General features: G+C 71.7%; 23 protein-coding genes and 1 tRNA gene. 11 read left to right on the forward strand and 13 right to left on the reverse strand.

What is annotated here, in order from left to right; translation table 11 throughout:
• Positions 1–282: 282 nt before the first annotated feature.
• From MPTA5024_RS25460 to MPTA5024_RS25475, 4 genes are all read right to left on the reverse strand, one after another.
• Positions 283–355, reverse strand: a tRNA-Thr gene (locus MPTA5024_RS25460).
• 49 nt (positions 356–404) lie between these two features.
• Positions 405–1,358 carry a 23S rRNA (guanosine(2251)-2'-O)-methyltransferase RlmB gene (gene rlmB / locus MPTA5024_RS25465; protein ID WP_036328684.1) on the reverse strand — a complete coding sequence of 318 codons (954 nt, stop codon included), beginning with the start codon at positions 1,356–1,358 and terminating at the stop codon, positions 405–407.
• A gap of 22 nt (positions 1,359–1,380) precedes the next feature.
• Positions 1,381–2,775, reverse strand: a complete 1,395-nt coding sequence (cysS, locus tag MPTA5024_RS25470) for a cysteine--tRNA ligase (protein ID WP_036328685.1) — start codon at positions 2,773–2,775, stop codon at positions 1,381–1,383.
• 129 nt (positions 2,776–2,904) lie between these two features.
• The gene (locus MPTA5024_RS25475) at positions 2,905–3,285 is read right to left on the reverse strand and encodes a PPOX class F420-dependent oxidoreductase (protein WP_036328686.1); all 381 of its coding nucleotides are present in this window, start codon (positions 3,283–3,285) and stop codon (positions 2,905–2,907) included.
• Positions 3,286–3,434: 149 nt separating this feature from the next.
• Between MPTA5024_RS25475 and MPTA5024_RS44350 the strand changes: the two genes are divergently transcribed.
• Positions 3,435–5,063, forward strand: coding sequence for a DUF2637 domain-containing protein (locus tag MPTA5024_RS44350; RefSeq protein WP_157099708.1), 1,629 nt, complete (start codon positions 3,435–3,437; stop codon positions 5,061–5,063).
• A gap of 195 nt (positions 5,064–5,258) precedes the next feature.
• Here the strand turns inward: MPTA5024_RS44350 and MPTA5024_RS25485 are convergent, their stop codons facing one another.
• The 3 genes from MPTA5024_RS25485 to MPTA5024_RS25495 form a co-directional block, all read right to left on the reverse strand.
• The gene (locus tag MPTA5024_RS25485; RefSeq protein ID WP_036328690.1) at positions 5,259–5,528 is read right to left on the reverse strand and encodes a GlsB/YeaQ/YmgE family stress response membrane protein; all 270 of its coding nucleotides are present in this window, start codon (positions 5,526–5,528) and stop codon (positions 5,259–5,261) included.
• 204 nt (positions 5,529–5,732) lie between these two features.
• Positions 5,733–6,269 (reverse strand): 2-C-methyl-D-erythritol 2,4-cyclodiphosphate synthase, encoded by a 537-nt coding sequence (ispF, locus tag MPTA5024_RS25490; RefSeq protein ID WP_157099709.1) that lies wholly within the window; start codon positions 6,267–6,269, stop codon positions 5,733–5,735.
• 2 nt (positions 6,270–6,271) lie between these two features.
• Entirely contained in the window at positions 6,272–6,754 is a 483-nt protein-coding gene (locus tag MPTA5024_RS25495) for a CarD family transcriptional regulator (RefSeq protein ID WP_030510364.1), read from the reverse strand.
• A gap of 257 nt (positions 6,755–7,011) precedes the next feature.
• On the opposite strand from MPTA5024_RS25495, the gene MPTA5024_RS25500 reads away from it, so the two are divergent.
• Complete coding sequence (locus MPTA5024_RS25500) at positions 7,012–7,638, forward strand: hypothetical protein (RefSeq protein WP_036328693.1); 627 nt, start codon at positions 7,012–7,014, stop codon at positions 7,636–7,638.
• 75 nt (positions 7,639–7,713) lie between these two features.
• On the opposite strand, the gene MPTA5024_RS25505 is transcribed toward MPTA5024_RS25500, so the two are convergent.
• Both MPTA5024_RS25505 and MPTA5024_RS25510 read right to left on the reverse strand, forming a co-directional pair.
• Positions 7,714–8,403 carry a response regulator transcription factor gene (locus MPTA5024_RS25505; RefSeq protein ID WP_036328695.1) on the reverse strand — a complete coding sequence of 230 codons (690 nt, stop codon included), beginning with the start codon at positions 8,401–8,403 and terminating at the stop codon, positions 7,714–7,716.
• Positions 8,400–9,542, reverse strand: coding sequence for a sensor histidine kinase (locus MPTA5024_RS25510; RefSeq protein WP_036328699.1), 1,143 nt, complete (start codon positions 9,540–9,542; stop codon positions 8,400–8,402). Before MPTA5024_RS25510 ends, MPTA5024_RS25505 begins: the two co-directional genes overlap by 4 nt.
• Before the next feature lie 155 nt (positions 9,543–9,697).
• On the opposite strand from MPTA5024_RS25510, the gene phoU reads away from it, so the two are divergent.
• Complete coding sequence (gene phoU / locus MPTA5024_RS25515; RefSeq protein WP_036328701.1) at positions 9,698–10,357, forward strand: phosphate signaling complex protein PhoU; 660 nt, start codon at positions 9,698–9,700, stop codon at positions 10,355–10,357.
• A gap of 176 nt (positions 10,358–10,533) precedes the next feature.
• Here the strand turns inward: phoU and MPTA5024_RS25520 are convergent, their stop codons facing one another.
• The 3 genes from MPTA5024_RS25520 to mshA are packed head-to-tail and all read right to left on the reverse strand — an operon-like array spanning position 10,534 to position 13,108.
• On the reverse strand, positions 10,534–11,277 hold the full coding sequence (locus MPTA5024_RS25520) for a phosphoglyceromutase (RefSeq protein WP_036328704.1): 744 nt from the start codon (positions 11,275–11,277) through the stop codon (positions 10,534–10,536).
• Between the two features lie 48 nt (positions 11,278–11,325).
• On the reverse strand, positions 11,326–11,814 hold the full coding sequence (locus tag MPTA5024_RS25525) for a YbjN domain-containing protein (RefSeq protein WP_036328707.1): 489 nt from the start codon (positions 11,812–11,814) through the stop codon (positions 11,326–11,328).
• Positions 11,815–11,824: 10 nt separating this feature from the next.
• The gene (gene mshA, locus MPTA5024_RS25530) at positions 11,825–13,108 is read right to left on the reverse strand and encodes a D-inositol-3-phosphate glycosyltransferase (protein WP_036328710.1); all 1,284 of its coding nucleotides are present in this window, start codon (positions 13,106–13,108) and stop codon (positions 11,825–11,827) included.
• 124 nt (positions 13,109–13,232) lie between these two features.
• On the opposite strand from mshA, the gene MPTA5024_RS25535 reads away from it, so the two are divergent.
• The 3 genes from MPTA5024_RS25535 to MPTA5024_RS25545 are packed head-to-tail and all read left to right on the forward strand — an operon-like array spanning position 13,233 to position 15,496.
• Positions 13,233–13,988 carry an SDR family NAD(P)-dependent oxidoreductase gene (locus MPTA5024_RS25535; RefSeq protein WP_036328713.1) on the forward strand — a complete coding sequence of 252 codons (756 nt, stop codon included), beginning with the start codon at positions 13,233–13,235 and terminating at the stop codon, positions 13,986–13,988.
• A 4-nt stretch (positions 13,989–13,992) separates the two neighbouring features.
• Positions 13,993–14,922, forward strand: a complete 930-nt coding sequence (locus tag MPTA5024_RS25540) for a class I SAM-dependent methyltransferase (protein ID WP_232326626.1) — start codon at positions 13,993–13,995, stop codon at positions 14,920–14,922.
• Between the two features lie 31 nt (positions 14,923–14,953).
• Positions 14,954–15,496 (forward strand): GNAT family N-acetyltransferase, encoded by a 543-nt coding sequence (locus tag MPTA5024_RS25545; RefSeq protein WP_036328715.1) that lies wholly within the window; start codon positions 14,954–14,956, stop codon positions 15,494–15,496.
• Positions 15,497–15,521: 25 nt separating this feature from the next.
• Here MPTA5024_RS25545 and MPTA5024_RS25550 read toward each other — a convergent pair whose 3' ends face one another.
• Positions 15,522–16,037, reverse strand: a complete 516-nt coding sequence (locus tag MPTA5024_RS25550) for an O-acetyl-ADP-ribose deacetylase (protein ID WP_036328717.1) — start codon at positions 16,035–16,037, stop codon at positions 15,522–15,524.
• Between the two features lie 51 nt (positions 16,038–16,088).
• On the opposite strand from MPTA5024_RS25550, the gene MPTA5024_RS43765 reads away from it, so the two are divergent.
• The 5 genes from MPTA5024_RS43765 to MPTA5024_RS25575 all read left to right on the forward strand — a co-directional run bounded on the left by MPTA5024_RS43765 (position 16,089) and on the right by MPTA5024_RS25575 (position 18,736).
• Positions 16,089–16,445 (forward strand): BlaI/MecI/CopY family transcriptional regulator, encoded by a 357-nt coding sequence (locus MPTA5024_RS43765; RefSeq protein ID WP_084369973.1) that lies wholly within the window; start codon positions 16,089–16,091, stop codon positions 16,443–16,445.
• A gap of 41 nt (positions 16,446–16,486) precedes the next feature.
• The gene (locus MPTA5024_RS25560; protein ID WP_232326627.1) at positions 16,487–17,356 is read left to right on the forward strand and encodes a M56 family metallopeptidase; all 870 of its coding nucleotides are present in this window, start codon (positions 16,487–16,489) and stop codon (positions 17,354–17,356) included.
• Positions 17,357–17,425: 69 nt separating this feature from the next.
• Positions 17,426–17,860, forward strand: a complete 435-nt coding sequence (locus MPTA5024_RS25565; protein ID WP_036328722.1) for a helix-turn-helix domain-containing protein — start codon at positions 17,426–17,428, stop codon at positions 17,858–17,860.
• Positions 17,861–17,862: 2 nt separating this feature from the next.
• A complete protein-coding gene (locus MPTA5024_RS25570) occupies positions 17,863–18,234 on the forward strand; it encodes a hypothetical protein (RefSeq protein WP_036328724.1) in 372 nt (123 codons plus the stop codon).
• A gap of 172 nt (positions 18,235–18,406) precedes the next feature.
• Entirely contained in the window at positions 18,407–18,736 is a 330-nt protein-coding gene (locus tag MPTA5024_RS25575) for a DUF2516 family protein (RefSeq protein ID WP_232326628.1), read from the forward strand.

The following is an 18,736-nucleotide window of genomic DNA, read 5'->3' on the forward strand; positions in this document are numbered from 1 at the left end:
GATAACGACAACCATCAACCGAGGCCGCAGTGTCAAACATCAGCCGGCGCAGGGCACCCGCCCGGATGCCCGTACGACGCCGGGACACCCTCGGCATCGGCTCCTGGACGTATGCCGGCCAAGGCTTCACCCCAGGCGAGGCAGCACTGGCCGCGTCACTTGCAGACTCGACCAACTCAGTCAGAGCCTCGGCGGTGGCAACTGAGGACGTTGCTGTATCTCGCTGCTGTACGGAGATCACAAAGGCCCCTCGCGATGATCGCAAGGGGCCTTCGATGTGCGAGCCGCCTTGGGGAATCGAACCCCAGACCTTCTGTTTACAAGACAGATGCTCTGCCGATTGAGCTAAGGCGGCGTACCCGGAACGAGTTTAGTGGGCCGAGGGCCGTACCGTCACGGCGGAATCACCGACGGCGGCGCGCCACCTCGTACAGGGTGATGCCCGCGGCCACGCCCGCGTTGAGGGACTCGGCGGCGGCGTTCATGGGGATGCGGGCCACCTGGTCGCAGGCCTCGCGCACCAGGCGGGACAGCCCCTTGCCCTCCGAGCCGACGACCACGACCAGCGGCTCGGTCACGAGATCCACGTCGGCGATGTCCACCGAGGCGGTGCCGTCGAGGCCGACGACGAACAGGCCGTCCTCCCGGTAGGCCTGGAGCGTCTGGGTGAGGTTCGCGGCCCGGGCGACCGGGAGGGTGGCCAGCGTGCCGGCCGAGGTCTTCCACGCCCCGGCTGTGACGCCCGCCGAACGCCGGGACGGGACGAGGAGCCCGTGGGCGCCGAAGGCCGTGGCCGAACGGGCGATGGCGCCGAGGTTGCGGGGATCGGTGACGCCGTCGAGCGCGACGATCAGCGGCACCTCGGCGGCGTCGCGCGCGCGCTCGACCAGCTGGTCAGGGTGCGCGTACTCGTACGGCGGGATCTGCAGGCCGACGCCCTGGTGGACGCTGCTCTCGGTGAGCCTGTCGAGCCGGTCGCGGGAGACCTCCAGCAGGGCGATCCCCCGGTCGGCCGCGAGCTTGATGGCCTCCCGGACACGGTCGTCGTTGTCGACCCGCTGGGCCACGTACATCGCGTTGGCCGGCACACCGGCGCGCAGCGCCTCCAGCACCGGGTTCCGCCCGCCGATGACCTCCGGCGCGTCGTCCTTCCGCGTACGGGGGGCGGGACGGCCCTGCCGCGGCCCCTGGACCGCCTCACGCTCGATGCGCTCGGCCCGGGCCTTGTCCTTGTACCAGTGCCGCATGTGCGCAGGCGGCGTCGCCCCCCGGCCCTCCAGGGAGCGCTTGACCTTGCCACCCGAGCCTCTGCTGGGCCCCTGCTTCTTCGACGGCTTCCCTGAAGCCCTACCCGCCATGGTCTCTAGCGTACGGCCACGCCTACCGTGCCAGCTCCCAGCGCGGGCCCTGCGGGGTGTCCTCGACCACCACGCCGGCCGCGGCGAGCTGGTCGCGGATCGCGTCGGCGGCCGCGTAGTCCTTGCGGGCCCGGGCGGCCTGCCGCTGCTCCAGGGCCACGGCGACCAGGGCGTCCACGACCTCCCTGAGGCCGGAGTCGCCGGTGACGCGCCACTGGTCGGAACGCGGGTCGAGCCCGAGCACGTCGAGCATGTTCTGCGTCTCGGCCAGCAGCCGGGCCACCTGCTCCTTGTTGCCCTGGGCCAGTGCGACGTTGCCCTCGCGGACGACCTCGTGCACGACGGCCAGCGCCTGGGAGACGTTGACGTCGTCGTCCATGGCGTCCGTGAACGCCTGGGGCAGCGGGGCAGCGGCGTCCACGTCGTGGATCACCTCGGCGGCGCGGGTGACGAATCCCTCGATGCGGCGGTAGCCGGCGGCGGCCTCCTGCAGCGCGTCGTCGGAATAGTCGATGACCGAGCGGTAGTGCGCGGCGACCAGGTAGTAGCGCAGCTCGACCGCGCGCACCTTGCGGAACATGTCCGGGATCAGCAGCGAGTTGCCGAGCGACTTGCTCATCTTCTCGCCGCCCAGCGTCAGCAGGCCGTTGTGCAGCCAGTAGCGGGCGAACCCGTCCCCGGCGGCCTGCGACTGGGCGATCTCGTTCTCGTGGTGCGGGAAGATCAGGTCGACGCCGCCGCCGTGGATGTCGAAGGTGCCGCCCAGGTATTTGGTCGCCATGGCCGAGCACTCCAGGTGCCAGCCGGGACGGCCCCGGCCCCAGGGCGTGGGCCACGTGGGCTCGCCGGGCTTGGCGCCCTTCCACAGCGCGAAGTCGCGCGGGTCGCGCTTGAGCGAGTCGCCGTCGGTGTCGCCGGCCGCCCGCATGTTCTCGAGCCGCTGGTTCGACAGCTTGCCGTACCGGTCGGCGTAGGAGACGACGTCGAAGTAGACGTCGCCACCCGCGGCGTACGCGTGGCCCTTGTCGATGAGGCGGCGCATCAGCTCGACCATCTCGGGGACGTGGCCCATCGCGCGCGGCTCGACCGTCGGCGGCAGGCAGCCCAGCTGGTCGTACGCCCAGGTGAAGGCGCGCTGGTTGCGCTCGGCGACGACGAACCAGGGCACGCCCTCGGCGGCGGCGACCCGGATGATCTTGTCGTCGAGGTCCGTGACGTTGCGGCAGAACGTCACGTCGTAGCCCTGCCGCATCAGCCATCGGCGGAGGACGTCGAAGTTGACCCCGGACCGGATGTGGCCGATGTGCGGCGGAGCCTGAACGGTCGCACCACACAGGTACATCGAGACCCGGCCGGGCTCGACCGGTACGAATTCACGGACCGTACGCGTGCTGGTGTCGTAGAGGTGCAGGCTCACGACGCAAGGCTAACGCCTATCGGCACAGCACAGGCCTACTTGCGGCCCGGTGAACCGATCGGCGTGGCTTTGCTTCCCCGACCAACGGAACTTACGACCCAAAAGTCCCGCTATATGCCAGGAAAACAATTAGCGCAGATACACCTTCTCCGGGGTGATGCGGACGATGACCCGCTCGTTGTCCGGGTGCGGCTCGGTCCAGTCCTCGCCCCGGTACTTGATCGACAGCTCCTGGATGAGCTTGCCCTCCGGGTCGTCGGTCAGCGACGCGGTGCCGCGGACCTCCACGTAGCGGTACGGGTCGGCCGGGTCGACGACCACGACCGAGACGCGGGGGTCGCGGAGGATGTTGAGGTGCTTGCGCCGGCCCTTGATGGTCGAGAACAGGATGTCGTCCCCGTCCGGGCGCACCCACACCACGGACGCCTGAGGTGCGCCGTCGGGGTTGACGCTCGCGATCGTGGCGAAGTTGGCGGCGTCGAAGAGATCGCGGACGGCGTCCGTCAGCATGGGTCCTCCCGTGTCAGGCTCGTGGCCGCAGATCATGCCATCCGCGCGCGCACGGCCGCACGGCCGGGTCCCCTCTCGCCCGCCGGCGGCGCGACACACGGATTCGGCCACGATCAATCGACGGCCCGATTCTGTAGGCTCGAAACGCCATGGACGTGACTCCCCCCGGCGCGGCAGGCACGGCCTCCCGCCCGTCCCCATCTACGCCCCCCGGAATCCCGCTGGTGCTGCGCCGCCTGGCCATCGGCCTGGCCGGGCTCGCCCTCGCGGTGCTCGCCGGGGCCGCCTGCGCGCTGTCCTTCGACGACCTCCGCGCTCTGGCCATCACCGGGCGCGCCGAGCCGCGTCTGGCCTACCTCTACCCCACCGCGTTCGACGTCCTGCTGGTCGTCGCCCTGGTCAGCGTGCCGTTACTGCGCGGCGGCCGGTTCCTCGTCCGGCTGCAGGCGGGGTTCGTCCTGGTCCTGCTGCTGGTGGCCGCCGGGGCCGCGACCGTCGTCACCGCGTCGAACGTCACCTTCGACCCCCGGCAGTCCGCCGTCGTGGTGGCCCTCCTTCCGTGGGTCATGCTCGTCGTCGGGCTCTGGCTGCTGCTGATCCTGCTCAAGCACACCCGGGCGTCCCGCGCCGACCTGGACGACGAGGCCGACGGCGACGACCTGGTCCCCTTCACCCGAGACCGGGAGCCCCGGGCCAGGGACGCCCACCGGCCCACGGCTCCGGAGAACCTCCCGGCGCCCGTCGTCCCGGTGCCGGAGGCCGTCGCGCCCCGGGACTACGTGCCCCCGCCGCCGGTGAGCCCGGTCGCCGAGACCGTCGCGCCGCCCGAGTACGCCCCGCCGCTGCCCGTCCACCCGGAGCCCGCCGCGTCCCAGACCTCGGCCGGCGCCCCCACCGAGCCCCATCCCGTACGGCGGTCCGCCGTGGAGGCCGCTCCCCACGCCTCCGGCGAGCCCTCATACGAAGTCGAGGAGGCGCTGCCGCTGGTTCCGGTCACCGCGGCGCCCGCCACCCCTCCGGTCGACGAGATTCCCGCACCGCCGGAGGCCGACGAGAGCGCCGGCGAGCCGGTACGGCAGGCCGGGACCGCCGCGTCCGCGCATCACCGTGAGGCCGGGCATCCCGCGACGTCCTCCACCGATCGGGAGCCCGAGCCCGCCGGCGAGGCGACGCCACCGGAGGCGGCCGTGCCGGACGACGCGCCCGCCGCGGAGCCGCGGCCCGCCGCGCCGAAGCGGAACCGGCCGGTGCGCTGGGGCGACCTCGTACGCACACACGCCGGGGACGTGCTCGTCCACCCGAAGCCCACGCCGTCCACTCCGCCCGAGCAGGCGGCCGAATCCCCGTCCGTGGCAACGCCGCCCGCCCTGCCCGCGGAACAGCCCACGGGACAGGCCGGGACCGGCGAACCCGCCCGTTCCGACGCGGCCGCGGCCCCAGAGATCGCGCCTCCCGCCGGCTTCGGCGCCGCCGACGACGCCGATGCCGCCCGTGCCGCCCATGCCGCAGATGACGCCGCCGAGCAGGCCGGGAACGGTGGCTCTGCGGACGGGCCGGACGCCCGCGACGAGACGGACGTCGACACCCAGCCGCTGCGCCAGATCCGGGACGCCCCCGACCCGGCGCACGCCTGGGAGGTGGCCGACCCCGAGGAGCAGAACAGGACGCGGCGCATGCCGTACGAGTCCGGGGAGGGCGAGGCCGACGGCGAGGAGGGGCAGGTGCCGCTCGCGCCTCCCTCGGGCCGCATGCGGAGCACCCCCCGCCCGCCCGCCTGAGCGTCGGAGGGAAGGGCGGACCACACCCCGCCCGCCTGAGCGGCGGAGAAGAAGGCGGGATCCCCGCCCGCCTGAAGCGTCCGGGAGAAGCAGCCCGAGCGTCGGAAAAGGGCGAAGGCCCGTCCGGGGGAACCGGACGGGCCTTCGTGGGCCTGTGACACGGGCGGCGGATGACCGCCGGTCCCGGTCGCCGTCTTACACTCGCGAGCGTCCCCGGAGCCCGGCGACGATGCCGACGCCGACGACGGCGAGGACAACCTGCATGACCAGCTCGATCCAGTCGATGCCCGGCGTCGTGTCCACCCCCATGACCTGGGCGATGGCGGTCCCGATCAGCGCGGCGACGATGCCGACGACGATGGTCAGGATCCAGCCGATCGGCTGGCGGCCCGGCAGGAACAGACGTCCCAGAGCGCCGATGACCGCACCGATGACGATGGCGCCGAGAATGGACTCGATTGTCATATCGACCTCCCGTTGAGGGTGACCCTTTCACTCTCGAACAGGTGGCTACCCCACGGAACGGGAATATGCGTCCCACGAAAGAAAAAAAGTGGGCGGCGGCTCGATTCCGCGCCTTGGTCCGAGTCGCCGCCCATGTGTTAATGAGACGCGCCTCGTCGCATTCTGGTTGGCATGTCCGGTTGGAACGGACCACACCGGGTCCGCTCAGCCGGAGAAACCCGGCGAACCGGCCGGACCAGCCGGACCGGAAGGGCCGGAAGGGCCGGAAGGGCCGGCGAAGACGATGGCGGTGGCGACGGCGGCGACGCCCTCACCGCGGCCCGTGAGACCGAGCCCGTCGGTCGTGGTGGCGCTGACGCTCACGGGTGCGCCCGCGGCGGCCCCCAGGGCCTTCTCCGCCTCCGCGCGCCGGGGGGCGACCTTGGGACGGTTCCCGATGATCTGGACGGCCACGTTGCCGATCTCGAAGCCGGCGGCGCGCACCTGGCGCGCGGCCTCCTCGAGCAGGGTCACTCCGGAGGCGCCGGCCCAGCGGGGGTCGGCCGTGCCGAACAGGGCGCCGACGTCTCCGAGCCCGGCGGCCGACAGCAGCGCGTCGCAGCAGGCGTGCGCGGCCGCGTCTCCGTCCGAGTGACCGGCGAGGCCGGTCTCGCCCGGCCAGTGCAGGCCGGCGAGGTGAAGCTCCCTACCGAACGCGAAAGGGTGGACATCGACCCCGACGCCCACCCTTGGCGATGTCATGTTCAGGAGTTCAGCACCTCGTCGAGCAAGGCCTCGGCCTTGTCCTCGTTCGTCTTCTCGGCGAGAGCGAGCTCGCTGACGAGAATCTGACGGGCCTTCGCCAGCATCCGCTTCTCACCGGCGGACAGGCCGCGCTCCTTGTCGCGCCGCCAGAGGTCGCGGACGACCTCGGCCACCTTGTTGACGTCGCCGGAAGCCAGCTTCTCAAGGTTGGCCTTGTAGCGGCGGGACCAGTTGGTGGGCTCCTCGGTGTGCGGCATGCGCAGCACGTCGAAGACGCGCTCCAGCCCCTCCTGGCCCACGACGTCGCGCACACCCACGAGCTCGGCGTTCTCCGCTGGCACCTGTACGGTCAGGTCGCCCTTGTCGACCTTCAGCACCAGGTAGGTCTTTTCCTCACCCTTGATGGTTCGGGTCGTGATGGCCTCGATACGAGCAGCCCCATGGTGGGGGTAGACGACAGTGTCGCCGACCTGGAAAGTCATGTGACGAGTACCCCTTCCGCTGTACTCCAGAGTACCACGCGGTATCCGCCTCCCGGAACAGTGAAAGGAACATAACTGCAGGTCAAAGCCTCGTTTTGGGGCTTGACAAGCCGTCGACTCTGTGAATTGGCATATCCGGCATACGGGATGACCTGCACTGCTGTGCCCGGCACGCCGGGAGTCGGCGCCGGACCGGAGAGGGTCACGGATAAGGTGATTGCTGCCCATACACGTGCGTACCAAGGAGACCTCGAACCGTGACCAGCAGCAGCCGTCGCAGGGCGATCGCCGTTGCCGCGCTCCTCGCCGCCGCCATCCCTGCACTGGCCGCGTGCGGCGCGGGTTTCAGCGCCAACACCAACACACCGTACGCCCCCAACGAGGCCGGTGTCCTCATCCAGGACTCCGGCTCCGGCAAGAGCTACGGGAAGAACGGCGTCATGATCCCGCAGGCCTTCATCCTCGGACCGGAGTCGGGCGGCCAGATCGCCACCGGCGGCTCGGCCGCCGTCTACATCACGATGCTGAACAGCACGGGCGCTCCCGACACGCTCACCGGCATCGTCGCCGACCAGCAGCTCGCGACGTCGGTGAAGGTCGCCTCCCCCGTCGAGCTGCAGCCCGGGACGCTCGCCAAGACGCCCGGCGTCACGCTCGACGGCATCAAGAAGCCGCTGCTCGGCGGCGAGAGCGTGAACCTGACGCTGCAGTTCAAGAACGCCGGCGACATCTCGCTCACGGTGCCGGTGGTCGCGCGCAGCCGTGAGTTCGCGACGCTGTCGCCCGCCCCGTCGCCCACGCCGTCGGCTCCGAGCGCGAGCGACCTGTTCGCGTCGATGTCCCCCGGCGCGACGCCGTCGGCCTCCGCGAGCGCCGCTCAGTAGCCCTCACAGGCCCGCAGACGCGAGAACCCCTGCCCGGACGTACCGGGCAGGGGTTCTCGCGTACGGAGGGGTCTGTCACTCCTCCACGGGGTCGAACTTGTAGCCGAGACCGCGGACGGTCAGGATGCAGCGGGGGTTGGACGGGTCGGACTCGACCTTGGCCCGCAGCCGCTTCACGTGGACGTCGAGGGTCTTGGTGTCGCCCACGTAGTCGGCGCCCCAGACCCGGTCGATGAGCTGGCCGCGGGTCAGCACCCGTCCCGCGTTGCGGAGCAGGACCTCCAGCAGCTCGAACTCCTTGAGCGGCAGCTGGACCTGCCGTCCGCGCACCGCCACGATGTGCCGGTCGACGTCCATCCGGACCGGCCCGGCGGCCAGCACGGCCGACTCCAGCTCCTCCACGTCGCCCTGCCGCCGCAGCACGGCGCGGATGCGGGCGACCAGCTCACGGGAGGAGAACGGCTTGGTCACGTAGTCGTCGGCCCCGAGCTCCAGGCCCACGACCTTGTCGATCTCGCTGTCCTTGGCGGTCAGCATGATCACCGGGACCTTGGACCGCTGCCGGAGGGAGCGGCAGACCTCCGTGCCCGGCAGGCCGGGCAGCATCAGGTCGAGCAGGACGAGATCGGCGCCGTTGCGGTCGAACGTGTCCAGTGCCTCGGGGCCGGTGGTCGCGACTGCGACCTCGAACCCTTCCTTCCTGAGCATGTACGACAAGGCGTCGGAGAACGACTCCTCGTCCTCCACGACGAGTACCCGAGTCACTGAGCGGCCTCCAGGGGAATGGTTGTGCGTGGTACGGCGACCGCCTGACCCCCGAACGCGGGTAGGCGAAGGGTGAACGTCGAACCGGAGCCTTCCTTGCTCCATACCGTGACCTCGCCGCCGTGGGCGACGGCCACATGCTTGACGATCGCGAGCCCGAGGCCCGTGCCCCCGGTGGCGCGCGACCGTGCCGCGTCCACCCGGAAGAACCTCTCGAAGATGCGCTCCTGGGCGCTCTCGGGGATGCCGATGCCCTGGTCGCTGACGCTTATCTCGACGGTCGCGCCGGCCGGCCGGGCGCTGACCACGACCCGGGTGTGCTCGGGGCTGTAGGCGACGGCGTTGTCGATGAGGTTGCGCAGCGCGGTGACGAGAAGCTCCTCGTCGCCCCAGATCTTCAGGCCCTCGGTGCCGCCGGCCACCAGGGTGATGTCCTTGGCGGACGCCTTGGTGTTGACCCGGTCGACGGCCTCGTGCATGGCCTCGTCGACCGGCACGGGCCCGGGGGCGGGGATCGGCTCGCCGCCCTGGATGCGCGACAGCGTGATCAGGTCCTGGACGAGATAGGTGAGCCGGGCCGCCTCGTGCTGCATCCGGCCCGCGAACCGCTTCACGGCCTCGGGGTCGTCGGCCGCGTCCTGGACGGTCTCGGCGAGCAGGCTCAGCGCCCCGACCGGCGTCTTGAGTTCGTGGCTCACGTTGGCGACGAAGTCGCGCCGCACGGCCTCGACCCGGCGGCGCTCGGTCTGGTCCTCGGCGAGGACGAGCACCTGCCCGTGGGATCCCAGCGGCGCCACCCGGACCGCGAAGGTCGTCGACTCCTGGCCGAATTTCCGGCCGGCGGTCTCGATCTCGCTCTCGCGGATCTCGCCGTCCCTGCGGACCTTCCTGGCCAGCGCGAGCAGCTCGGCGGCCATCAGCGACTCGCCCCGCACCAGCCCGAACGCGCGGGCGGCGGAGCTGGCCCGCAGCACCCGGTCCTCCCGGTCGAGCACGACCGCGGACGAGGGCAGGACGGCGAGGACGGAGGCCACGCCCGGCGGGAGGCTGTCGTCGACGGGCTCGGGCTCCTGCCGCCTGCTGTCGCTCTGCCGCCGGATCGCGAGCATGACGAAGGAGCCCAGGACGAAGCCGCCCATGGCCGCGAGACTCGCCAGCAACTCGTTCACGCTAAAAATGCTAGGCGGCGTTTCCGGTCCCACCACCCCCGCCACCTGGCATGACCATGCTCTTTCCGGAAAAGTTCATACGATGGTCGGGGTTCGTTCATGATTTCGCGCGTAGCGTGTCGGCCATGCGCGACGCTTATCACGAAGAGTTGGAAGCCCTCACCGAGCGGCTGGTGGAGATGACCCGCCTGGTCCGGTCGGCGATGTCGAGGGGCACCACGGCCCTGCTCGACGCGGACCTGCAGCTCGCGGAGAGCGTGATCTCCCAGGACGCCGAGGTCGACCGTATCTACGCCGACCTTGAGTCCTCAATCTACGAGTTGATGGCGACGCAGCAGCCGGTGGCCGTCGACCTGCGTACGGTCATCACCGCGCTGCGGATGGCCGCGGACCTCGAGCGGATGGGCGACCTCGCCGAGCACATCGCGAAGATCGCCCGCATGCGGCACCCCGAGTCGGCGATCCCGGCCGAGCTGCGCGACACCATCGTCGAGATGGGCGCCATCGCCGAGAACCTGATCACCAAGACCGGCAGCTGCATCGCGTCGCGCGACACCGAGCTCGCCCGGGAGCTGGAGAAGGACGACGACGACATGGACCGCCTGCACCGGCGGCTGTTCCGCGTCCTGCTCTCCAAGGAGTGGAGCCACGGCATCGAGGCCGCCATCGACGTCACCCTGGCCGGCCGCTACTACGAGCGCTACGCCGACCACGCCGTACGCGTCGCCCGCGACGTGGTCTACCTGGTCACCGGCAACCGGCCCGACGACGTCCCCGTGGTCTGACCGGCCGCACTGAAGGGGGCGCGAAAGCCCCGGTCCTCGGGGGGCCGGGGCTTTCTGCGTGGACGGGCCCGGGGCTCCCGGGGCTTTCCGCGTGAACGAGCGGGCCTCCCAGGGCCGGGCCCTCTACGTGAACGGCCCCGCCTCGGAGCGAGACGGGGCCGTGAAGACGTGAGGTGCTACTTCTTGCCCTGGTTCGCGACGGCCTCGATGGCGGCCTCGGCGGCCTCGGGGTCGAGGTACTCGCCCTTGCCGATCGGACGGAAGTCGGCGTCGAGCTCGTAGCGCAGCGGGATGCCGGTGGGGATGTTCAGGCCGGCGATGTCCTGGTCGCCGATGCCCTCCAGGTGCTTCACCAGGGCGCGCAGCGAGTTGCCGTGGGCCACGACGAGCACGGTCCTGCCCGCCGCCAGGTCCGGCACGATCTGGTCGTACCAGTACGGCAGCATGCGCTCGACGACGTCCTTGAGGCACTCGGTGCGCGGAAGCAGCTCGGACGGGAGGAGCTCGTACCGGCCGTCACCGAGCTGGGAGTACTCGTCGTCGTCCGCGATCGGCGGCGGCGGCACGTCGTACGACCGGCGCCACAGCATGAACTGCTCGTCGCCGAACTCCGCGCGGGTCTGGGCCTTGTCCTTGCCCTGCAGGGCGCCGTAGTGGCGCTCGTTGAGCCGCCAGGAACGCTTCACCGGCAGCCACAGCAGGTCGGCCGCCTCGAGCGCGAGGTTCGCCGTCTTGATCGCCCGGGTCAGCACGGAGGTGTGCACCACGTCCGGCCGGATGCCCGTCTCGAGGAGCAGCTGGCCGCCCCTGCGGGCCTCCTCCTCGCCGGTCGGCGAGAGGGTGACGTCCACCCAGCCCGTGAACAGGCCCTTGACGTTCCATTCGCTCTCGCCATGCCTCAGCAGCACCAAAGTCGCCATGGCGTCAATCCTAACGGCGACCGGCTTGCGCCCACCGTTGACGAGCGGTTACGAGGACTCGACGATCCGGGCGAACGCCTGCAGGTTGGCCAGCGACTCGCCCCGCTTGACGCGCCAGTCCCACTCCCTACGGATCGACGAGGCGAAGCCGAGCTCCAGGGCCCGGTCGAACGACTCGTCCGAGTAGGTGAGCACACAGCCGAGGACCCGGTCGATCTCCTCGGGGGTCACCGCGTCGAGCGGGATGCGACCCACGAGGTGGACGTCGCCGATCTCGTCGACCGCGAAGTGCACGCCGTACATCGAGCCGTTCTTGTGCAGCAGCCACTTGTAGAACTCGGCGTGGTTCTCGTCCGGCTGCCGGCAGAAGAAAGCCTCGACGTTCAGGGCCTGGTCGCCGACGATGAGCCAGGTCAGCGTGGCCAGCTTGTGCTGGCCGGGCAGCCGGACCAGGAACGCCCCCGGCTTGGGCCGCTCGTAGTTCAGCTCGGCGGACGTCAGCGCGGCCTCGACCACGCCCTCCAGGTCGGGTCTCATGGTTCCCACCCTACGAGTTGACGGCGATCGGAGTCCGGTGCAACTGGGCCATGGCACCGGCGTACACCTCGACGAGCCGGGAGGCGGTGGCCGACCAGCCGAAGGCGGCCGCGTGCTCCAGGGCGTGGGACGCCAGGGCGTCGAGCCGGCCGGGGTGGCCGACGAGCCCAAGAAGGGCGCGCGCCCAGTCGTCCGGGTCGTGCCCGTTCACCAGGACGCCGGAGACGCCGTCCCTGACCGCGGTCCGCAGGCCCCCGACCGAGGCCGCCACCACCGGCGTGCCGCACGCCTGCGACTCCAGGGCGACGAGCCCGAACGACTCGTTGTACGACGGCACCACCGTGACGTCCGCGGCCCGGTACCAGTCGGCCAGCACGTCCTGCGGGGCCGGCGGCGCGAGCCGTACGACGTCGGCGATGCCGAGCTCGGCGGCGAGCTCGGTCAGCAGTGAGGGCCGGGCGAGGCCGTTGCCGCTGGGACCGCCCACGCAGGCGACGACGAGGCGCGAGCGCAGGTCGGGCCGTTCGACGAGCATCCGGGCGGCGGCCTTGAGCAGCACGTCCGGAGCCTTGAGCGGCTGGATGCGGCCCACGAACAGCAGAACGTGGGCGTCCTGGGGCAGGTTGAGGCGGTGCCGGGCCGCGCCCTTCGACGCGGGCTGGAAGACGGTGAGGTTCACGCCGGGGTTGACGACGGCGACCCGCTCGGGGTCCGCCCCGTAGAGCTGGATCAGCTCGTCGGCCTCGGACGAGGTGTTGGCCACGAGCCGGTCGGCGATCTCCACGACCTGCTCCTCGCCGAGCACCCGCAGGCCCGGCTCGGGCTTGTCGCCCTCGGCCAGCAGCAGGTTCTTGACCTTGGCCATCGTGTGCATGGTGTGCACGAGCGGCACCCCCCACCGCTCCTTGGCCAGCCAGCCGACCTGCCCGGAGAGCCAGTAGTGGGAGTGGATGACGTCGTAGCGCCCGGGGTCGTACATCGCCTCGGTGCGCAGCACGCCCGAGATGAAGCCGCACAGCTGGCCGGGGAGCTCGGCCCGGTCCAGCTCCTCGTACGGCCCGGCGGTCACGTGGCGGACCAGGACGCCGGGCGACAGTTCGGCCACCGGAGGCAGGTCCCGCGCCGTGCGCCGGGTGAAGATCTCGACCTCGATGCCGAGGGCGGCGAGCCGCTTGGCGACCTCGAGGATGTAGACGTTCATCCCTCCCGCGTCACCGGTTCCCGGCTGGTCGAGCGGGGACGTGTGCACGCTGATGGTCGCGACGCGGTTGATCCTGCGCCGTTTGAGCGCCACCCGAACCACCTCCGAGAGGGTTATAACCAAAAGAATCATCACAAGATTCCCGGACCCCCGTGAGCGACGGCGAATCGGGGCTCCTGAGAGGATGTCGCCTGCCCAGGATCGGAAGGACGATGGCGTGACGACGACGAAGACCGCGGTGGTGACCGGTGCGAGCAGCGGCATCGGGGAGGCGACCGCCCGCCGGCTCGCCGGGGAGGGCTATCTGGTCGTGGCCGCGGCGCGGCGGCGCGACCGGCTCGACGCGCTGGCCGCCGAGGTCCCCGGGATCCGCCCGGCGACGCTCGACGTGACGTCCCAGGAGTCCGTGGACGCCCTGGCGGCCTCGCTCGACCGCTGCGACGTGCTGGTGAACAACGCGGGCGGCGCGATCGGGCTGGAGCCGGTGGCCGGCGGCCGGGTGGACGACTGGCAGCGCATGTACGACGTGAACGTGCTCGGCTCGCTCAGGATGACCAGGGCGCTGCTGCCGAAGCTCATCGACTCCGGCGACGGCGTGCTCGTGATGCTGACGTCGGTGGCCGGGCTCGTGTCGTACGAGGGCGGGGGCGGATACTGCGCGGCCAAGCACGCCCAGACCTCGATGACCGAGACCCTGCGGCTGGAGCTGTGCGGCGAGCCCGTGCGCGTCGTCGAGATCGCGCCCGGGATGGTGCAGACCGAGGAGTTCTCGCTCACGCGCTTCCGGGGGGACGCCGAGCGGGCGGCCAAGGTGTACGAGGGCGTGCCCGGCCCGCTGACGGCCGGCGACGTGGCCGACGTGATCACGTTCGCCGTCACCCGGCCGCCGCACGTGAACATCGACCGCCTGGTGGTGCGGCCGCGCGCCCAGGCGGCGCAGCACAAGGTCCACCGCGTCCCCACGGACGCCTGAGCGGGTGAGCCGCGCGACCGCCGACCCCGGCGACCGGCGGAGCGGGCCGGGCTCCCGGGCCGTCCCGGCGGCCGGGGCCGCCAGGACGCCGGGCGTGCGGCGGGGCGGTCGGCCCATCGGGACCGTCACCCGCGGGACCACCGGGCACAACCGGCTGCGGCGGTCCGACCGGTGGATCGCGGCCGTGTACGGCCCGCTGCTGCGCTCGGCCGCTCCCCCGGCCGCGCACGCCGCCGGAGCCGGCGGTCCCGCGGACGTGCCGCTGGTCGCCGACCTCGGGTACGGCGCCTCCCACATCACCACGTACGAGCTCTTCGGGCGGCTGCGCCGGGTGTGCCCCGCCGTGGAGGTCGTGGGCGTCGAGATCGACCCGGCCCGGGTGGCCGCCGCCAGGCCGTACGAGCGGGAGGGGCTCTCCTTCGTCCTCGGCGGCTTCGAGCTGCCCGTCCCCCGGCCGCCCCTGATCGTCCGGGCGTTCAACGTGCTGCGCCAGTACGGCGAGGACGAGGCCTGGGGGCACTGGGAGACGCTGCGCTCCTCGCTCGCCCCGCGCGGCGTGGTGGTCGAGGGCACCTGTTCCGAGATCGGGCACCGCGCCGTCTGGGCAGCGCTCGGGCGCGAGGGGCCGAGGACGCTGACGTTCGCGGCCCGTTTCACCGGCATCGAGCGGCCCTCCGACCTGGCGGAGCGGCTGCCGAAGACGCTGATCCACCGCAACGTGCCGGGCCGCGCCGTGCACGCCTTCCTGTCCGACTGGGACCGCGCCTGGGCCGTCTGCGCCCCCTTCGGCGCGTACGGCTCCCGGCAGCGGTGGATCAGGACGGCCGAGCTGCTGGCGCGCGACTGGCCGGTGACCACGGCGCCGCCCACCGGCGGGCCGTCCCGCTGGCGGCTCGGCGAGCTGACCCTGCCCTGGGACGCCGTCGCCCCCTGAGCGATCAGGGCGGGTTGGTACCGTCGCCATCATGCGTTTCGTCCTCGACCCCCCGATGAACGACGACCTGTTCGAGGAGATCCTCGGCTGCTGGACCGAGGTGACCAACGCGGGCGGCGCCGTGGGGTTCGTCCCTCCCGTGGTCCCCGACGACATCCGGCCGACCGCCCTCAAGGCGCTGGCACGGACACGGAGCGGCCTGCCCGGCTCCGGCGGCGACCCGGACGCGCCCGACAGCCTGCTGGTGGGGCTCGACGAGGACGGCGGGGTGGGGGCGCTGCTGATCCTGGCCGACAGCGAGTCGGGGCTGCGGGCCCACTGGCGCTGGGTGGTGCGCGTGATGGTGCACCCGAAGCACCAGGGCAGGGGCTGCGGGATGGCACTGCTGCGGGCCGCCGACGAGGCCGCCCGGGCGCAGGGCCTGGAGGCGCTCCAGCTCACCTGCCGGGGCGGCACGGGGGTCGACGCCTTCTACGCGCGGTCGGGCTACCGGGAGGTCGGCCGCGTGCCCCGCTCAATCCGCGTGGCCCCCGGGGACGACCGCGACGAGATCTACATGATCAAGTGGCTCTAGGCCCGCGGCAGACTTGGCCGAATGCTTATCCCAAGGCCCGCAGGGTGTCCTCGAACACCGCGTAGGCTGCGGAGGTGAACAGGACGAACCGCACTTCGCCGACCGCCGACCCGGCCTGCCGTACAGCGGTCAGGGCGATGTGCGCGGCGTCGTCGAGCGGCCACCGGTAGATCCCCGTGGAGACGGCGGGGAACGCCACGAGCCCGGCGCCCAGCGCGTCGGCGACCTTGAGCGACTCCCGATAGCAGGAGGCGAGCAGATGGGATCGGTCCTCGCTGCGCGAGTACACCGGCCCGACGGTGTGGATCACCCACCGGGCGGGCAGCCGTCCCGCCGTCGTGGCCACGGCCTGCCCGGTCGGCAGCCCCTTGCCGTACCGCGAGGCCCGCAGCGCCCGGCACTCCTCCACGATCTCGGGGCCGCCGCGCCGATGGATGGCGCCGTCCACACCGCCGCCACCCATGAGGGAGGAGTTGGCCGCGTTGACGACGGCGTCCACCCGCTGCTCGGTGATGTCGCCCTGAACCAGAACGATTTTCATGCGTCCCACCTCTCTACAGCACGTAGTACTACCCCGGGTAGGCTGAAAAGCGTGAAGGGACTAGGCGAGCTCGAACGCATCATCATGGACATCCTGTGGGCGCGGAACACCGCGCTGACCGCCCGCGAGGTCGGACGCCTGATCGAAGACCGCGATCTCGCGCCCACCACGGTGATGACCGTGCTCGACCGGCTGTCCCGCAAGGGGTTCCTCGAGCGCACCAGGGATGGACGCGCCTGGCGCTACCAGCCCGCGGCGAGCCGCGACGCGTACGTCGCCGAGCTCATGCTCGAAGCCCTCGACCTGACCGGCGACCGCGACGCGGCGCTGACCCGCTTCGCCCGCGCCGTCTCCGGGACCGAGGCCGAGATCCTGCGAAAAGCCCTCACGGAGCTGGAGGAGCAGTGATTGCGGCGGCTGGCTTAGCGGCACTCGCCACGGTCTGCGCCGTGGCCGCCTGGCGGCTGACCCTGGCGCGCTGGACCTGGCGTGCTCCTCGTACGGCCATCCTGCTGTGGCAGTCACTCGGGGTGACCTGGGGGCTCGCGTCCACGGGAGCCCTGCTGGCGTACGCGCTCGAGCCCTACCGGCAGGGCGTCGCGTACGGCCTGGTCGACTTCCTGGTCAGGCTCGAGTACGGCGTGCGGGAGCCGGTCGACCTGCTGCGGCTGGGCGCCCTGGTCGCGGGGCTGGCGCTGCTGGCGGTCCTGGTGACGCTGCCGATGGCGGCGGGGGCGCAGACGCTGCGGGCCCGCCACCGCCACCGCGTGCTGCTGTCGCTCATCGCGCGCGACGAGCCGGCCGTGCCCGGCGTCCGCGTCGTGGACTTCCCGGCCGCGGCCGCCTACTGCCTGCCGGGCCTCAAGTCGCAGGTGGTCATCAGCGACGGCACGCTGAGCCTGCTGTCCAGCGCCGAACTCGAGGCCGTCCTGGCCCACGAGTCCGCGCACGTGCGCGAGCGCCACGACCTGGTGCTGCTGCCGTTCGCCGCGCTGCGCAGGGCGCTGCCGTGGTCGAAGGTCGTCCGGGACGCGCAGGCGTCGGTCGAGCTGCTGATCGAGATGGCGGCCGACGACCGCGCCCGCCGGCGCTGCTGCCCGCGGCGCCTCGCGACGGCGCTGCTGCGGTTCGGCACGGCGGCCGCGCTGCCGACCCCGCAGGGCGCGCTGGGCGCCTCCGCCGGGGCCAACGTCATGGCGCGGGTGAACCGGCTCGTGGGGTCCGACCTGACCCTGCCGGCGCACCACCGCTTCCTGATCCTCGCCGGGTCCGTCGTGCTGGCCACCTCGGCCCCGCTCCTGTGGCTGATCCCCGGGTAGACACCCGGCCGCTAGCTTGAGTTAGCCACCCAGCTTGCAATTGCAAGCACGCCGAGGCAGACTAGGGGCATGGAACTGCCGAAGGTCGGCTCGCTCGGCGAGTACATCCGCCAGCAGCGGCAGCAGGCGAAGATCTCGTTGCGCCAGCTCGCCGCCCAGGCGGGGGTGTCCAACCCCTACCTGAGCCAGGTCGAGCGCGGGCTGCGCAAGCCGAGCGCGGAGATACTCAACCAGATCGCCAAGGGTCTGCACATCTCCGCGCAGGCGCTGTACGTCCAGGCGGGTCTGATCGAGGACCGCCAGCCGGACAGCGACGTGCTGACCGCGATCAGAGCCGATGTCACACTCACCGGGCGTCAGCGCCAGGTGCTCATCGATATCTACGAGTCGTTCCGCAGGGAGAACCGGGCCGACACCGCTCAGCCGACGCAACCGGCCGAGCATCTCGGGGACGACCCGGTCCTCCCGCACGACGGCGTGACACCGCAAACGAGGGAAGGATAGCAATGCCCATCACGACCGAGGTCAAGAGGATCACGGAGTCCAAGCCGTTCTACGCGCTGACGGGCGTCGGCGACTACGCCGTGGAGAAGGCCCGCGCCTACGCCTCCACCGTGCAGGTCAAGGCCGAGTCCGTCGCCAAGGAGCTGCCGGAGAAGGCCCGCGAGTACGCCGACGCCGCCGCCTCGCGGCTGAACAAGGTCTACGACGAGCTGGCCGTGCGCGGCCGCAAGGTCGTCAGCCGCGTGAGCGGCGAGGCCGCGCTGGAGCTCACCGAGGTCTCCGAGACCGCCGAGCCCGCCGTCGCCGCCGAGACCACCACCCGGCGCACCACCGGCGCCTCGCGCGCCAAGACCACCGCGTCGGCCCGGTCCTGAGACCGGCCTCGCCGTACGGCCCGCCCTCCCGCCCGGGAGGCGGGCCGTCGCCGTCTCCGCGCCCCGGCCGGCCGTCCGCCGGAAGGTCTCGGTCGCGACACATGTCGGTTCCGCGCACTAGTCTGGGGGCGTCAGCGATCGTGACCGCCTGGGAGAGTCCATGTTCGGGCCCGTGAACAGCGTCCTGAGTCTCGTCTTCTGGCTGCTCTCCATCGGCGCCTTCATCCTGTCGGTGTGGGCCCTCGTCCACGCCGTGCGCATCCCGTCCCGCGCGTTCCCCGCGGCGGGCAAGCAGACCAAGCAGCTGTGGTTGATCATCCTCGGCTTCGCCACCCTGTTCACGTTCGCGGCCGCGGTCAACTACGGCGGCATGGGCACGGGGCTGCCGAGCATCTTCACGATCGCGGCGGTCATCGCCGCCGGCATCTACCTGGCGGACGTGAAGCCCGCCGTGAACGAGTACCGCGGCGGCGGCAACCAGGGCCCCTACGGCCCCTGGTGA

Source organism: Microbispora sp. ATCC PTA-5024 (assembly GCF_000511135.2).
Lineage (GTDB): Bacteria > Actinomycetota > Actinomycetes > Streptosporangiales > Streptosporangiaceae > Microbispora > Microbispora corallina.